Source organism: Enterobacter cloacae complex sp. IR5459, from assembly GCF_049238005.1.
In the GTDB taxonomy this organism is placed as follows: Bacteria; Pseudomonadota; Gammaproteobacteria; order Enterobacterales; family Enterobacteriaceae; genus Enterobacter; species Enterobacter hormaechei_C.
Window position 1 is genome coordinate 109,480 of record NZ_JBMKIG010000002.1, and the last position, 16,364, is coordinate 125,843.

Below are 16,364 nucleotides of genomic sequence, written 5' to 3' on the forward strand. Positions count from 1 at the left end.
ATGACGGTGGAACTGAGCGACCCGGAGATGATGCGCTATAACCGCCAGATCGTGCTGCGCGGGTTTGATTTCGAGGGCCAGGAAGCGCTCAAGGCGGCCAGCGTGCTGGTTGTGGGTCTGGGCGGGCTGGGCTGCGCGGCAGCGCAATACCTGGCTGCGGCGGGCGTCGGCAGCATGACGCTGCTGGATTTCGACACCGTGTCGGTGTCCAACCTGCAACGCCAGACGCTGCACAGCGACGCGACGGTCGGTCAGCCTAAAGTGGAATCAGCACGCACGGCGCTGGCGCGCATTAACCCCAACGTTCAGTTCACCCTGATTGACGCGATGCTGGATGACGACGCGCTGTTTGCGCAGATTGCACGGCATGACCTGGTGCTGGACTGCACCGATAACGTCGCCATTCGCAACCAGCTCAATGCGGGCTGCTTTGCCCATAAAACGCCGCTGATTTCCGGCGCGGCCATCCGCATGGAGGGGCAAATCACCGTCTTCACCTACGCTGAAGGAGAGCCCTGCTACCGCTGCCTGAGCCGTCTGTTTGGCGAGAATGCGCTGACCTGCGTCGAGGCGGGCGTAATGGCGCCGCTGGTTGGCGTTATCGGTTCCTTGCAGGCCATGGAGGCGATCAAAGTGCTGGCGCACTATGGCACGCCCGCCGCGGGTAAAATCGTGATGTATGACGCGATGACCTGCCAGTTTCGCGAGATGAAGCTAATGCGTAATCCCGGGTGTGAGGTGTGCGAAGGTTAAAGCAAACGGCAACCTTCAGGTTGCCGTTTTAGTGTTTGCTCCCTCTCCCTGTGGGAGAGGGTTGGGGTGAGGGCATCAGGCCACACCCATCAAATAGACGTCCGCCCAAACGCCCCCTGCCAGTCCTGCTCAAACTTCACAATTGCCGCATCCACCGCCGGAGAGGTAATAAACTGCTGCGCCACGTCCAGCGGCAGCGTGATGGACTCGCACCCTGCCAGCAGGCAGTCCAGCGCCTGGCGCGGGGTTTTAAAGCTCGCCGCCAGCACTTTTGACTGCGGCGCGTGCAGGGTCAGCAACTGTTGCAGTTCGACCACCGTCTGGATCCCGTCCCCGCCCTGCGCGTCCACGCGGTTCACGTAAGGGGCCACATACTCAGCCCCCGCCAGTGCGGACAACATCCCCTGCGCGGCACCGTACACCGCCGTACCCAGCGTCGGGATCCCTTCCGCTTTCAGCATCTTGATCGCCGCCAGCCCTTCAGCGGTCACGGGCACTTTCACCACCAGGTCATTGATTATCGCGCGCAGCTTACGCGCGTCTTCCACCATCCCCTCGGCAGTCTTCGCCATCACCTGAGCGAACAGCCGGCCCTTGCCGCCCAGCGCGTCGTGCAGCGCGGGCAGCAGCTCTTCCAGGGGGGTTTTACCCGCCGCCACAATGCTTGGGTTAGTGGTCACGCCCGCCAGCGGGAAGATACGCGCCAGCTTTTTGACTGCCGCAACGTCAGATGTGTCGAGATAAAGTTCCATGATGTCACCCTCAAATTTAGCCTGCACTTACCCTATCACAGCAAAACCTGCTCAGGAATTGACCCATATCAAGATAACTTTCATTCGAAAGTAATTTAATCTTCATATGCAATCCGAGGGCAAAAAAATGATCTTCAATATACAGCGTTACTCCACCCACGACGGCCCAGGTATTCGAACCGTGGTATTCCTGAAAGGCTGCTCGCTGGGCTGTCGCTGGTGTCAGAACCCGGAAAGCCGCTCCCGCAGCCGGGACGTGCTGTTTGATGCGCGTCTGTGCCTGGACGGCTGTGAACTGTGTCAGCAGGCCGCGCCGGGGTGTGTTGAACGCGCGCTGAACGGGCTGGTCATTCATCGTGAGAAGCTTAACGACGAGACGCTCACTGCCCTCACCGACTGCTGTCCGACCCAGGCGCTTACCGTCTGCGGTGAAGAGAAGCAGGTGGAGGAGATTATGGCCACCGTGCTGCGAGACAAGCCCTTCTACGACCGCAGCGGCGGCGGGATCACCCTTTCCGGCGGCGAGCCGTTTATGAATCCTGACCTGGCGCACGCCCTGTTTAAAGCCAGCCATGAACAAGGCATTCATACCGCCGTTGAAACCTGCCTTCACGTGCCCTGGCACTATATCGAGCCGTCATTACCGTACGTCGATCTGTTCCTCGCCGACCTGAAGCATGTCGACGGAGATGTTTTCAAGCAGTGGACGGACGGTTCGGCTAAGCGCATCCTGGACAACCTGAAACGCCTGGCCGCCGCCGGGAAAACGATCACCATCCGCGTGCCGCTGATCCAGGGCTTTAACGCCGATGAAGCGTCCGTTACCGCCATTACCAATTTCGCCGCCGATGAACTCGGCGTCGATGATATTCATTTTCTGCCGTATCACACGCTGGGCATGAACAAATACACCCTGCTCGGCCAACCCTACTCTGCCCCTGACAAACCGCTGGATAACCCTGCCCTGCTGGACTTCGCGCAGCAGTACGCCTGCCAGAAAGGGTTAACCGCGACCTTACGAGGATAAACTTATGACCACCCTGAATCTCAACACCCTCAGCGAGCGCATTAAGGCGCACAAAACGGCCCTGGTGCATATCGTGAAGCCGCCGGTCTGTACCGAGCGCGCCCAGCATTACACCGAAATGTACCAGCAGCACATGGACAAGCCGATCCCGGTGCGCCGCGCCCTGGCGCTGGCGCATCACCTGGCCAAGCGTACCATCTGGATCAAGCACGACGAGCTGATCATCGGGAACCAGGCCAGCGAAGTGCGCGCCGCTCCGATCTTCCCGGAATATACCGTCTCCTGGATTGAGAAAGAGATTGACGACCTGGCGGACCGTCCGGGCGCGGGCTTTGCGGTGAGCGAAGAGAACAAGCGCGTGCTGCATGAGATCTGCCCATGGTGGCGCGGCCAGACGGTGCAGGATCGCTGCTACGGCATGTTCACCGACGAGCAGAAAGGCCTGCTGGAAACCGGCATCATCAAAGCCGAAGGCAACATGACCTCCGGCGACGCGCACCTGGCGGTGAACTTCCCGCTGGTGCTGGAGAAAGGGCTGGACGGCCTGCGCGCCAAAGTGGCCGAGCGCCGCTCACGCATCAACCTGACGGTGCTGGAAGACCTGCACGGCGATCAGTTCCTGAAAGCCATTGATATCGTGCTGGAAGCCGTCAGCCTGCACATCAAACGCTTCGCCGATCTGGCGCGCGAGATGGCCTCCAGCGAAACCCGCGAAAGCCGCCGCGACGAGCTGCTGGCGATGGCAGAAAACTGCGACGTGATTGCTCACGAGCCGCCAAAAACCTTCTGGCAGGCGCTACAGCTGTGCTACTTCATTCAGCTAATCCTGCAAATTGAGTCCAACGGTCACTCCGTCTCCTTCGCCCGTATGGACCAGTACCTTTACCCGTACTATCGCCGCGACGTGGAGCTGGACCAGAGCCTGGACCGCGAGCACGCCATCGAGCTGCTGCACAGCTGCTGGCTGAAGCTGCTGGAGGTGAACAAAATCCGCTCCGGCTCGCACTCCAAAGCCTCGGCGGGCAGCCCGCTGTATCAGAACGTCACCATCGGCGGCCAGAAGCTGGTCAACGGCGAGCCAATGGACGCGGTCAACCCGCTCTCCTACGCGATCCTCGAATCCTGCGGCCGCCTGCGCTCCACCCAGCCAAACCTGAGCGTGCGCTATCACGCGGGCATGAGCAACGACTTCCTCGACGCCTGCGTGCAGGTGATCCGCTGCGGTTTCGGCATGCCGGCGTTCAACAACGACGAAATCGTCATTCCGGAATTCATCAAGCTCGGCGTTGAACGCGACGATGCCTACGACTACGCGGCCATTGGCTGTATCGAAACCGCGGTGGGCGGCAAATGGGGCTACCGCTGCACCGGCATGAGCTTTATCAACTTCGCCCGCGTGATGCTGGCCGCGCTGGAAGGCGGCCGCGACGCCACCAGCGGCAAGGTGTTCCTGCCGCAGGAGAAAGCGCTCTCCGCCGGTAACTTCGATAACTTCGAGGAGGTGATGGCGGCGTGGGATACCCAGATCCGCTACTACACCCGCAAATCTATCGAAATTGAGTACGTGGTAGACACCATGCTGGAGGAGAACGTCCACGATATTCTCTGCTCGGCGCTGGTGGACGACTGCATCGAGCGCGCGAAAAGCATCAAGCAGGGCGGCGCGAAGTATGACTGGGTGTCCGGCCTGCAGGTGGGGATCGCCAACCTCGGCAACAGCCTGGCGGCGGTCAAGAAGCTGGTGTTCGAACAGGGCACTATCGGTCAGCAGCAGCTGGCGGCGGCGCTGGCCGATGATTTCGATGGCCTGACCCACGAGCAGCTGCGCCAGCGCCTGATCAACGGCGCGCCGAAGTACGGCAACGACGACGACAGCGTGGATATGCTGCTGACCCGCGCCTATCAGACCTATATTGAAGAGCTGAAGCAGTACCATAACCCGCGCTACGGCCGCGGCCCGATTGGCGGTAACTACTATGCGGGCACCTCTTCCATCTCCGCGAACGTGCCGTTTGGCGCAGCGACGAAGGCGACGCCGGACGGACGTAAGGCGCACACGCCGCTGGCGGAAGGGGCCAGCCCGGCTTCCGGTACCGACCACCTTGGTCCAACGGCGGTCATCGGTTCCGTGGGTAAACTGCCTACCGAGGCGATTCTCGGCGGCGTGCTGCTGAACCAGAAGCTGAATCCGTCAACGCTGGAAAACGACAGCGATCGCCAGAAGCTGATGGTGCTGCTGCGCACCTTCTTCGAGGTGCATAAGGGCTGGCATATTCAGTACAACATCGTCTCGCGCGAAACGCTGCTGGAGGCGAAGAAACACCCGGACCAGTACCGCGACCTGGTAGTGCGCGTCGCGGGTTACTCGGCGTTCTTCACCGCCCTGTCGCCGGATGCGCAGGACGATATTATCGCCCGTACTGAGCATACGCTGTAATAGTGTATCCCCTCTCCCTTGAGGGAGAGGGTTAGGGTGAGGGGGAAATGCGCACTCTGATGCCCTCACCCCGGCCCTCTCCCACGGGGAGAGGGAGAAAACACTAAAAACGGCAACCTCGGTTGCCGTTTTGCTTTTACTTTCGAATGAAATTAAATTTGTGCTCCCCGTCACCTTGTTATTAGAATGTTTCAAAACGCAGTGACCCAGGAGCACAGTATGACCGTAAAAGTTATCGTCACCGATATGGACGGAACTTTCCTTGATGATGCCAAGCAGTACGATCGTGACCGCTTCCAGGCACAGTTTAAACAGCTTAAAGCCCGCAACATTGAATTTGTTGTCGCCAGCGGCAACCAGTATTACCAGCTCATCTCGTTTTTCCCGGAACTGAAGGATCAAATCTCCTTCGTGGCGGAAAACGGCGCGCTGGTCTTCGATCACGGCGAACAGATTTTCCACGGCGAACTGACCCGCCATGAGTCGCAGATCGTGATTGGCGAACTGCTGAAAGACAAAGGGCTGAACTTCGTGGCCTGCGGGCTGGAGAGCGCCTACGTCAGCGATAAAGCGCCGGACGCGTTCGTGGCGCTAATGTCAAAGCACTACCACCGCTTAAAGCGCATCAGCGATTACCGCGACATTGACGACGTGCTGTTTAAGTTCTCCCTGAACCTGCCGGACAGCGATATTCCTAATCTGGTGGATAAACTCCACGTCTCCCTGGACGGCATCATGAAGCCGGTCACCAGCGGCTTTGGCTTTGTCGATTTGATTATCCCCGGCCTGCACAAAGCGAACGGCATCAGCCGTCTGCTGAAGCGCTGGAAAATTTCTCCGCAAGAGTGCGTGGCGATTGGCGACAGCGGCAACGATGCCGAGATGCTGAAGCTGGTGAAATATTCCTTTGCGATGGGCAACGCGGCGGAAAGCATCAAAGAAATCAGCCGCTACAGCACTGACGACAACAACCATCAGGGCGCGCTGAACGTCATTCAGGCCGTGCTCGACAACCACTCTCCTTTCGACGTCTGATCCTTTCCTCGCCGGAGTCCTGCTCCGGCACCCTCACTCATTTTCCCGTCCTGTGGCGCAGGTCAAGTTTTTAAACTTGCATTAACTTATTTTTAACTTAAAGTATCGCTTGTAGACATTTTTACTTTCGAATGAAAGATGCGAGGCAGTTATGACCTTTACCAGTGAAACCTTGCCGGCGGATCACAAAGCGGCAATCCGTCAGTTGAAACGTGAGTTACGCGCGCAGATCGGCGACGTGCAGGCGGTGTTCGACAAGCTCAGCGACAGCATTGCCACCCGCGTGGCGGAAATTAACGCCCTCAAAAATAAAGGGGAATCCGTCTGGCCGGTAATTCCGTTTAACGATGTGAAAAACGGCACGATTACCGACGCGCAGCGCGAGGCCGTTAAGCGCCGCGGCTGCGCGGTGATTAAAGGTCACTTCCCGCGCGAGCAGGCGCTGGCGTGGGATCAGTCGATGCTCGACTACCTCGATCTGAACAAGTTTGACGAGGTGTACAAAGGGCCAGGCGATAACTTCTTCGGCACCCTGACCGCCTCCCGTCCGGAGATTTACCCGATCTACTGGTCGCAGGCGCAAATGCAGGCGCGCCAGAGCGAAGAAATGGCGCAGGTGCAGTCGTTCCTGAACCGCTTATGGACGTTCGAGAGCAACGGCAAGCAGTGGTTCGACCCGGACGTGAGCGTGATTTACCCGGATCGTATCCGCCGCCGTCCGCCGGGAACCACCTCGAAGGGACTCGGCGCGCATACCGACTCCGGCGCGCTGGAGCGCTGGCTGCTGCCTGCCTACCAGCAGGTCTTTGCCCGCGTGTTTGACGGCAACGTTGAGAAATACGATCCGTGGAACGCCGCGCATCGTACCGAAGTGGAAGAGTATACCGTCGATAACACCACCAAATGCTCGGTGTTCCGCACCTTCCAGGGCTGGACGGCGCTGTCGGACATGATCCCCGGTCAGGGGCTGCTGCACGTGGTGCCGCTCCCGGAAGCAATGGCCTATATTCTGCTGCGTCCGCTGCTGGACGACGTGCCGGAGGACGAGCTGTGCGGCGTGGCGCCGGGGCGCGTGCTGCCGGTTTCCGAGAAGTGGCACCCGCTGCTTATCGAGGCGCTGACCAGCATTCCTGCGCTGGAGGCGGGTGATTCGGTGTGGTGGCACTGCGATGTGATCCACTCCGTCGCGCCGGTGGATAATCAGCAGGGCTGGGGCAACGTGATGTATATCCCCGCCGCACCGATGTGCGAGAAGAACCTCGCCTATGCGAAGAAGGTCAAGGAAGCGCTGGAGACCGGCGCGTCGCCGGGAGACTTCCCGCGCGAGGATTATGAAAAAACCTGGCAGGACCGCTTTACCGTGAACGATCTCAACATCCACGGCAAACGCGCGCTGGGCATGGTCTAGCTGTCGTACAGCCCTTCCCGCTCCACGGCGGTGCGTCGTTTCCCCTGACGTATCCGCCGTACCGATTCCCGCACGGCCAGCGTGCCGTTCAGCAGCAATGTGCCCACCGGCGCGTCCGGGCGCATGAGCCGCTGCTGGAGCATGTGTACCGCTTCCGTTCCCAGCTCATCGCGGGGAACATGCACGGCCGTTAATGGAACATCCTGAATCGCCGCCAGGTTAAAGCCGTCGATGCTCATCACCGAGACGTCCTGCGGCACGCGCAGGCCGTGGTTTTGTAATGCGCTGATGGTGCCCGCCGCCATAAAGTCGCCGCCAACCAGGAACGCCGTCGGCATGTCTTTTCCCTGCTGCTGATTTAGCCAATCGCTCACCAGCTGCTCCGTCTCTCTGGCGCTGAAGCTCGGCACCACCAGCAGATCGCGCTTGTCGTTGAACGCCAGGTTGTGGGACTGCCACGCGTCGCGGATCCCCGACAGGCGCAGCTCCATCGTGTAGCGACGCAGGCACAGCACGTTCATCACCTCGCGGTGCCCCATCTCGAACAGGTACTCCGCCGCCCGCTCGCCGATGGCGCGGTGATCCGGCGCAACGGCAGGCAGACGCATGCGGCGGTCCCGGCAGTTAATCAGCATGCAGGGTTTGCCCACGTCTACCGCCAGATCGTGGATGTGCGGATCGTCAATACCGAGAAGAATGGCCGCCTGGGTGTCCGGCTCGTTCATCCGCGCCAGAAACAGCTGGGCGTCGCTGTCGTTCTCCTCCAGCGCGCAGTAGCGCAACCGGACCTCGTGGGAGGCAAGTGCTTTGCTCACGCTCTGGATCACGCGGTAGTAAAAGATGTCGGACCGCTCGTCAAACGCCCGCTGCGGGGCAAAAACCACCAGGCTGTTAAGCAGCAGACGCCCTGCCGCCATGCCGTCCATTACCCCCAGCTCGCGCGCGCACGCCAGCACCTTTGCACGCGCTTTTTCGCTGGTATTCGCTTTCCCCGCCAGCACCCGCGACACGGTGCTGATGGAGAGCTGCGTGCGGGACGCGATTTCGGTGATTTTTAGCCTTTTGTCCATTTTGTGATCTGGCTCCATTTGCGAAATGAAAAAATTTTCATAGCGTGTTTGTCAGGAAATAACTGGCATGAATGCCATCATGCCAGAGTGTTTTCGTCGGTTATGAGAAATTTTGCACAAAATCCACTTTTGCCCACTCATTTTCTTCCTTAAGGTGAACTTGTCACACAGCTTCCATACTAGTTGTATAGCAACTTAAGCATTATAAGCGGATAGAAATCAAAGGCATAACAATCTGTGTGACACCTGAAACTCCGTCCCCTTACCGTCCGTCTTGTGGAGAATAAAATGAGTCAGGACATCAATAACACCATTGCGACAAGCAAAACCCGTCGCGTCATCAAGAACCTGCGCTGGTACGTGCTGGTGCTGTTTTTGCTGGGCGTCACCGTTAACTACATCACCCGAAATTCCTTAGGTATTCTCGCTCCGGAGCTAAAAGAGAGCCTCGGGATCACCACAGAGCAGTACTCCTGGATCGTTGGCGCCTTCCAGATCGCCTATACCATTTTCCAGCCCCTGTGCGGCTGGCTGATTGACGTCATTGGCCTGAAGATTGGCTTTATGGTCTGCGCCGGGATCTGGGCGCTGATGTGTATTTTCCACGCGGGCGCCGGAAGCTGGCTGCACCTGGCCATACTGCGCTTCTTTATGGGGGCTTCAGAGGCCGCCGCCACCCCGGCGAACGCCAAAACCATCGGTGAATGGTTCCCGAAATCAGAGCGTCCCGTTGCCGCCGGCTGGGCGGGCGTGGGCTTCTCCATCGGCGCGATGCTGGCTCCGCCTATCATCTACTTTGCTCACGCCTCGTTCGGCTGGCAGGGGGCGTTCATGTTTACCGGCGTGCTGGCGCTGCTGTGGGTGATCCTCTGGTGGGCGTTCTACCACAACCCCGAGCAGCACCCGAACCTGAGCAAGGACGAGCTGGCGTTTATCAAGCAGGATAACGAACCAGCGCCGGTCAAATTGCCCTTCCTGACCGCGCTGAAAACCGTTTCAAAAAACAAACGTTTCTACGGTATCGCCATTCCGGCCTTTATGGCAGAACCCGCCTGGGCGGTGCTGAGCTTCTGGGTGCCGCTGTACCTCGCCAAAGAGCACGGCATGGACCTGAAGCAGATTGCGATGTTTGCCTGGCTGCCGTTCCTCGCCGCCGACCTCGGCAGCGTGGCGAGCGGCTACCTGACGCGTCTGTATACCCGCCTGTTCGGCTGCTCCCGCGTGAACTCGGTTGTCGCCAGCTCCGTGACCGGCGCGTTCCTGATGATCTCGCTGGCCATCGTGGCCATTACCCGCGACCCGTATATCACCATCGTGCTGATCTCCATCGGCGGCTTCGGGCACCAGATCATCTCCTGCATGCTCAGCGCCCTGGTCGTGGAGTCATTCGACAAAGGCCAGATGGCGACCGTCAACGGCATGCGTGGCTCGGCGGCGTGGATCGCCAGCTTCCTGTTCTCGCTGTTAATCGGTGTGACCGCCGACAAAATCGGCTTTAACCCGCTCTTTATCGCCATGGGGTTCTTTGACCTGATTGGCGCTCTCTTCCTGGTAGCATTTATTGCTGAACGTCGCGCGAAGCGCGCCTGATAGTGGATGTATTGCATATGAAAACCCTGAAAAACTGGACCCTTGATACGCAGTCGGCAAACCATCTGGAACTGCTGGTCGATAGCCAGCACCGCCTGTGCCTGTATGTGCTGGAAGAGAACCTGTTCCGCGTGCTGATCAAGCGTAAAGGCGAGCTGGCGCTGGACCGCACCTGGAGCATCGCACCGGAAAAAGACGTGCCGTGGGAAGGTCGCCGTCGTGACGATATCAGCGGCTTCTCCTGCCCCGCCTGGACGCTGACGCAGCAGGACGATACGTTAACCGTGGCAACCGAGCAGCTGCGCGTCACCGTCCACCAGCCGCTGTGGCTGGAGTGGCACTACCGCAATGACGCGGGCGAGTGGCAGCCGCTGGTCAATGACCGCCCGACCAGCGCCTACCTGCTGAACGCCCATGGTGACGGCGTGGCGCACTATCTCAGCCGCCGTAAGGATGAACGTTTTTACGGTCTGGGTGAGAAAGCGGGCGATTTACAGCGCAACGGCAAACGCTACGAGATGCGTAACCTGGACGCGATGGGCTATAACGCGGCCAGCACCGACCCGCTCTACAAGCACATCCCGTTCACCCTCACCCGTCGCGACGACGTGAGCTACGGTCTGTTCTACGATAACCTGAGCAGCTGCTGGCTGGATCTGGGTAACGAGATCGACAACTATCACACCGCCTACCGCCGCTGGCAGGCGGAAGCGGGCGATATCGACTACTACATCTTTACCGGCAGGCGCGTGCTGGACGTCACCAAAGCCTTCGTGCGCCTGACGGGGAAAGCGCTGTTCGGACCGAAATGGAGCCTGGGCTACAGCGGCTCGACCATGCACTACACCGACGCGCCGGACGCGCAAAACCAGCTGATGAACTTCATCCGCCTGTGCGATGAGCATGCCATTCCGTGCGACTCGTTCCAGCTCTCCTCCGGCTATACCTCGATTAACGGCAAGCGCTACGTCTTTAACTGGAACTACGACAAAGTGCCGCAGCCGAAGGTGATGAGCCAGGCGTTCCACGACGCGGGGCTGCGGCTTGCGGCCAACATCAAGCCTTGTCTGTTGCAGGATCATCCCCGCTACGGCGAAGTGGCGGAACGCGGTCTGTTCATTCGTGATTCAGAAACCGATGCGCCTGAACGTTCCAGCTTCTGGGATGACGAAGGATCGCACCTCGACTTCACCAACCCGCAGACGGTGCAGTGGTGGCAGAACGGCGTGACCACGCAGCTGCTGGAGATGGGCATCGACTCCACCTGGAACGACAACAACGAGTATGAAGTGTGGGACGGGGAAGCGCGCTGCTATGGCTTCGGCAAGGAGATAGCCATCAAGCATATTCGCCCGGTGATGCCGCTGCTGATGATGCGCGCCTCGCTGGAAGCGCAGCAGCGCTTTGCGCCGGAAAAGCGTCCGTATCTGATCTCCCGCTCCGGCTGCGCCGGGATGCAGCGCTACGTCCAGACCTGGAGCGGCGACAACCGCACCAACTGGGACACCCTGCGTTATAACATCCGTATGGGGCTGGGCATGAGCCTGTCCGGGCTGTTCAACGTCGGGCACGACGTCGGCGGTTTCTCCGGCGACAAGCCGGACGCCGAGCTGTTCGTGCGCTGGGTGCAGAACGGCGTGATGCACCCGCGCTTTACCATTCACTCGTGGAACGATGACCACACGGTGAACGAGCCGTGGATGTTTCCGGGCGTCACGCCTGCCATCCGCGGCGCGATTGAGCTGCGCTACCGCCTGCTGCCGTATCTTTACACCCTGCTCTGGCAGGCGCACGCCGACGACGAACCGATGCTGCGCCCGACCTTCCTCGACCACGAGCACGATGCGCAAACCTTCAAAGAGTGCGACGACTTCCTGCTGGGCCGCGACCTGCTGGTTGCCAGCGTCGTCGAAGCCGGGCAGCGCGAGCGCCGCGTCTGGCTGCCGGATAACGAAACCGGCTGGTACGATTTTTACACCCACGCGTGGTATGCGGGCGGGCAAGCGATCGTCCTTGATGCGCCGCTGGAAAAACTGCCGCTGCTGGTGCGCGCCGGGGCCGGTCTGCCGCTCAGCGAGCGCATCCGTCACGTGAGCGCCGATAAAGACGATACCCGTGAGCTGAAGCTGTTCCCGGTGAAAGGCGTCGGCACAACCTCGGGGCTGCTGTTTGAAGACGACGGTGAAAGCTGGGGCTACCTGAACGGCAATGCGCTGTGGGTGGAATGGGAAATGGTGTGCGATGGCGCAACCATCAACCTGAAGGTGAACGCTCGCGGCGACTATCGTCCGGCATGGAAGGCGCTGAAGGTATCATTACCGGCGGGGGAAAAACGTACGCTGCGGGTGAATGGAGTTGAAGGGGGCGAGTGGGTGGTGTAGTGCGGCCTGTAGCCCTCACCCTAACCCTCTCCCACAGGGAGAGGGGATAAAATGTAGGCCGGGTAAGGCGAAGCCGCCACCCGGCTATTTTTTAACTCTCGATACCTTTACTGCGCAGGTAATCTTCGTAGTTACCGGTGAAGTCCACCACGCGCTCTGGCGTAATTTCGATCACGCGGGTCGCCAGCGAGCTGACGAACTCACGGTCGTGAGAGACGAAGATCAGGGTGCCCTGATACATCTCCAGCGCCATGTTCAGGGATTCGATCGATTCCATATCCAGGTGGTTAGTCGGTTCGTCCATCACCAGAATATTCGGTTTTTCCATCATCAGCTTGCCGAACAACATACGGCCCTTTTCACCACCGGAGAGCACTTTGGCGGGCTTTTTGATGTCGTCCTGGCTGAACAGCAGACGCCCCAGAATGCTGCGTACCGCCTGCTCATCGTCGCCTTCCTGCTTCCACTGGCTCATCCAGTCGAAGACAGTCAGATCGTTTTCGAATTCATATTCATGGTCCTGCGCGTAGTAACCAATCTGCGCGTTTTCAGACCATTTCACGGTTCCGTTGTCCGGTTGCAGTTCACCCACCAGGGTTTTCAGCATAGTGGATTTACCCACGCCGTTGGCGCCGAGGATGGCAATCTTCTCGCCCACTTCCAGCAGCAGGTTGAAGTTTTTGAACAGCGGGCCTTCATCGAAGCCTTTGGTGAGGGCTTCCACTTCCAGCGCGTTACGGAACAGCTTCTTGTCCTGCTCGAAGCGGATGAACGGGTTCTGACGGCTGGAGGCTTTAACCTCTTCCAGCTTGATTTTGTCGATCTGTCGCGCACGCGAGGTCGCCTGACGCGACTTAGAGGCGTTGGCGCTGAAGCGGCTGACGAAGGATTGCAGGTCCGCAATCTGCGCTTTCTTCTTGGCGTTGTCGGCCAGCAGACGTTCACGTGCCTGGGTTGCCGCCGTCATGTACTCATCGTAGTTGCCCGGATAAACGCGCAGCTCGCCGTAGTCCAGATCCGCCATGTGGGTACATACCATGTTCAGGAAATGACGGTCGTGCGAAATGATGATCATGGTGCTGTCGCGATCGTTCAGCGTCTGCTCCAGCCAGCGGATGGTGTCGATGTCCAGGTTGTTCGTTGGTTCGTCGAGCAGCAGGATGTCCGGGTTAGAGAACAGCGCCTGCGCCAGCAGCACACGCAGCTTCCAGCCTGGCGCGACTTCGCTCATCGGGCCGTAATGCTGTTCAACCGGAATGCCGACGCCCAGCAGCAGCTCGCCCGCACGCGCTTCCGCAGAGTAGCCGTCCATTTCGCCGTATTGCGTTTCCAGGTCGGCCACTTTGTAACCGTCTTCTTCGCTCATCTCAGCGAGACCGTAGATACGATCGCGCTCCTGCTTCACTTCCCACAGCTCCGCGTGCCCCATGATCACGGTGTCGAGCACGGTGAACTCTTCGAAGGCGAACTGATCCTGACGCAGCTTACCGATGCGCTCGTTAGGGTCGAGCGACACGTTACCGAGCGTTGGCTCCAGGTCACCGCCGAGGATCTTCATAAAGGTGGATTTTCCGCTACCGTTGGCACCAATCAGGCCGTAACGGTTGCCGCCGCCAAATTTGACGGAAATATTTTCGAACAGCGGCTTACTGCCAAACTGCATAGTGATATTGTTGCAAAGAAGCAAAATTGATATTCTCTCGTAAGTGATTGAAAGGAATAGATTATGCAAAAACAAAACGGGTTAGCATTCAGTTACATAAGATTCTCAAGCAAGAAGCAAGAACAAGGTGACTCAGTTCGTCGTCAGACTGAACTTGCTGAGAAGTACGCACAGGCGAATAATTTAATTCTATCAGAAAAGAACTTCCAAGACTTGGGGATCTCTGCATTCAAAGAAGGCAACAGAGCATCTTTGGCTGACATGCTTCAAGCTATCGAACAAGGTTCTATCTCTCCAGGCTCAACGATCATTATCGAATCACTCGACCGATTGAGTCGTAGAGGCATCGACGTAACACAACAGATCATCAAGCAGATTCTACAGCATCAAGTTTATATCGCTTCCCTCGTCGATGGGCTTTTGCTGAACAGAGAATCAGTAAACGACTTAGTAAGCGTGATTAGAATCGCGCTGGCTGCTGACCTTGCTCACAAAGAATCCGAGAAGAAATCTCAACGACTGAGAGAGACAAAAGGACAACAACGTCAACGAGCATTGAACGGTGAAGTTATCAACAAATCATTACCATTTTGGTTAGAACGAAAAGACAACGCTTATGTTTTTTCTGACAGACTCGACGCGGTGAAAAGAATAATCGAACTCAAGAAGAAAGGTCTTGGCAATAATAAAATAGCCAAGACTCTGAATGATGAAGAATTTGCCCCGCTACGTTCTGCTGGCTGGAATCATACGACTGTTGCAAAGACGATTAAATCAGTTGCTCTTTACGGTGCATATCAAACAACTGAAACGACAAAAGATCGTAAAGTCATTCTTCTGGATATTGTCGAAGATTATTATCCTGCCGTTATAAGCAAAGAAGAATTCATGTTGCTTCAATCTGATCAGAAACAGAATAAACCCGGATATAAGTCAGAAAAGAACGCTTTCACAGGTTTGCTCAAGCATGAATGTGGAGGTGCTCTTGTTAGAAAATTTCATACAGTCAGTGGCAAAGTATATGAATATCACGTTTGTGCAAACGCTCGCGATGGAAAATGTAGCGTAACGCAGAACTTTAAAAATATTGAAACCGCGATGTTTAAAATTCTTCGTGAACTAAAGATGGAAAAGAAAACATCACTCGACGCAACTTTATTACAAGAACGCTCCGATGTTCAGGAAAAGATTCAAGATCTGAACAATATGCTACTCAGTATGAAGAAAGTTCCTGCAAGTGTTTTGCAGACAATTGGCAGTCTTGAAGATAAGTTACAGGCGCTCGACCAAGCTATTACAGAACAAAACAACAGGGTTATGAACGAGCAATCAGTTGATTTGAACCTGTTGCAGGAGGTGCAAGATCCTGTTGAATTAAACATGATGCTTAAACGTGTGATAAGAGAAATCACCGTTTTCAATCTGAAAAAGTCATGGAGAATAAAAGTGTCGTACATCAATGGACATTCACAGAGCTTCCGATGGGATTCTAAGAATATCAGTTTTAAATCTGACACGGAAAAACTATTGGATTTCATGAACTCCGAAAGGGAAGAAGAATAAAGCCGGGATAATGCTTCACCTCCTCGGCAGGACTTATACGATATCTCCGAGTTAAACAAGGAGATATCATGAGAAGAATTGACTTGATTTTTATTATCAGTCTTGCGTTGTTGTGTAGTATCAATGTTTAATCAAAGGGAGCATATGCTCCCTTTTTCATTTATAGCTATCGTAAGTTCCAGTTCTTAGAACTTCGGTAACACGTCGAGCGCGATTAGGTGTTTGTTTAGCCCATCTGCTGTTCAGTGCTTCGTCTGCTGCATTCTGATAATCACCGATTTCGAGATAACCGATCATTTTCTTGAACTGTAGAACACCTTGAACACCAAGTTGGAAGCACATATTAACCAGTGCTGTTCGTCTGATGATATCAAGAGAAGTATAAACGTTGATAAGCTCGGTTCTTCCGATTTGTTTGATCGTTTGGTTGATATCAATTTCCAGAATCTGACGTGATTCTTGCTTGTTGATATAACCGTAATGACCAGTGCCTACAAGTTTATCAAGTTGTCTGATTGCTTCATCTTTAGACGGAGATTTAGTCAGAAGATGTCCAACTCCGATTGTCCAATATCCTTCGGTATCTTTATAAATCGTGAGTTTTTCACCTTCGTCATAGATAATCATATCTGTTATGTTCATAGAGCCTCTTATAAATAAGTGAATAAACCTATATTTATGAGGA

At 56.6% G+C, this 16,364-nt stretch carries 12 protein-coding genes; 8 read left to right on the forward strand and 4 right to left on the reverse strand.

Annotation, left to right across the window (positions count from 1 at the left end):
- Positions 1 to 753 (forward strand): molybdopterin-synthase adenylyltransferase MoeB, encoded by a 753-nt coding sequence (gene moeB, locus ACOTX4_RS03945; protein WP_032608915.1) that lies wholly within the window; start codon positions 1 to 3, stop codon positions 751 to 753.
- 89 nt (positions 754 to 842) lie between these two features.
- Here the strand turns inward: moeB and fsa are convergent, their stop codons facing one another.
- Positions 843 to 1,505 carry a fructose-6-phosphate aldolase gene (fsa, locus tag ACOTX4_RS03950; protein ID WP_017384896.1) on the reverse strand — a complete coding sequence of 221 codons (663 nt, stop codon included), beginning with the start codon at positions 1,503 to 1,505 and terminating at the stop codon, positions 843 to 845.
- A gap of 127 nt (positions 1,506 to 1,632) precedes the next feature.
- On the opposite strand from fsa, the gene ACOTX4_RS03955 reads away from it, so the two are divergent.
- The 4 genes from ACOTX4_RS03955 (at position 1,633) to ACOTX4_RS03970 (ending at position 7,412) form a co-directional block, all read left to right on the forward strand.
- On the forward strand, positions 1,633 to 2,532 hold the full coding sequence (locus tag ACOTX4_RS03955; protein WP_022650667.1) for a glycyl-radical enzyme activating protein: 900 nt from the start codon (positions 1,633 to 1,635) through the stop codon (positions 2,530 to 2,532).
- A gap of 4 nt (positions 2,533 to 2,536) precedes the next feature.
- Complete coding sequence (locus ACOTX4_RS03960) at positions 2,537 to 4,969, forward strand: formate C-acetyltransferase/glycerol dehydratase family glycyl radical enzyme (protein WP_346399458.1); 2,433 nt, start codon at positions 2,537 to 2,539, stop codon at positions 4,967 to 4,969.
- Positions 4,970 to 5,188: 219 nt separating this feature from the next.
- Complete coding sequence (locus tag ACOTX4_RS03965; protein WP_045331551.1) at positions 5,189 to 6,004, forward strand: Cof-type HAD-IIB family hydrolase; 816 nt, start codon at positions 5,189 to 5,191, stop codon at positions 6,002 to 6,004.
- Between the two features lie 151 nt (positions 6,005 to 6,155).
- Positions 6,156 to 7,412 (forward strand): DUF1479 domain-containing protein, encoded by a 1,257-nt coding sequence (locus ACOTX4_RS03970; protein WP_045331552.1) that lies wholly within the window; start codon positions 6,156 to 6,158, stop codon positions 7,410 to 7,412.
- On the opposite strand, the gene ACOTX4_RS03975 is transcribed toward ACOTX4_RS03970, so the two are convergent.
- Positions 7,409 to 8,482 carry a LacI family DNA-binding transcriptional regulator gene (locus ACOTX4_RS03975; RefSeq protein ID WP_063938264.1) on the reverse strand — a complete coding sequence of 358 codons (1,074 nt, stop codon included), beginning with the start codon at positions 8,480 to 8,482 and terminating at the stop codon, positions 7,409 to 7,411. The two genes, ACOTX4_RS03970 and ACOTX4_RS03975, sit on opposite strands and share 4 nt — an antisense overlap.
- Positions 8,483 to 8,770: 288 nt before the next feature.
- On the opposite strand from ACOTX4_RS03975, the gene ACOTX4_RS03980 reads away from it, so the two are divergent.
- Both ACOTX4_RS03980 and ACOTX4_RS03985 read left to right on the forward strand, forming a co-directional pair.
- Positions 8,771 to 10,072 (forward strand): MFS transporter, encoded by a 1,302-nt coding sequence (locus tag ACOTX4_RS03980; protein ID WP_008501189.1) that lies wholly within the window; start codon positions 8,771 to 8,773, stop codon positions 10,070 to 10,072.
- A 17-nt stretch (positions 10,073 to 10,089) separates the two neighbouring features.
- The gene (locus tag ACOTX4_RS03985) at positions 10,090 to 12,453 is read left to right on the forward strand and encodes a TIM-barrel domain-containing protein (RefSeq protein WP_063938262.1); all 2,364 of its coding nucleotides are present in this window, start codon (positions 10,090 to 10,092) and stop codon (positions 12,451 to 12,453) included.
- Positions 12,454 to 12,544: 91 nt separating this feature from the next.
- Here ACOTX4_RS03985 and ACOTX4_RS03990 read toward each other — a convergent pair whose 3' ends face one another.
- The gene (locus ACOTX4_RS03990) at positions 12,545 to 14,140 is read right to left on the reverse strand and encodes an ABC-F family ATPase (protein WP_032667121.1); all 1,596 of its coding nucleotides are present in this window, start codon (positions 14,138 to 14,140) and stop codon (positions 12,545 to 12,547) included.
- 39 nt (positions 14,141 to 14,179) lie between these two features.
- On the opposite strand from ACOTX4_RS03990, the gene ACOTX4_RS03995 reads away from it, so the two are divergent.
- The gene (locus tag ACOTX4_RS03995; protein WP_045337910.1) at positions 14,180 to 15,679 is read left to right on the forward strand and encodes a recombinase family protein; all 1,500 of its coding nucleotides are present in this window, start codon (positions 14,180 to 14,182) and stop codon (positions 15,677 to 15,679) included.
- 156 nt (positions 15,680 to 15,835) lie between these two features.
- On the opposite strand, the gene ACOTX4_RS04000 is transcribed toward ACOTX4_RS03995, so the two are convergent.
- On the reverse strand, positions 15,836 to 16,321 hold the full coding sequence (locus ACOTX4_RS04000; RefSeq protein ID WP_058670636.1) for a glycoside hydrolase family protein: 486 nt from the start codon (positions 16,319 to 16,321) through the stop codon (positions 15,836 to 15,838).
- Positions 16,322 to 16,364 lie beyond the last annotated feature (43 nt).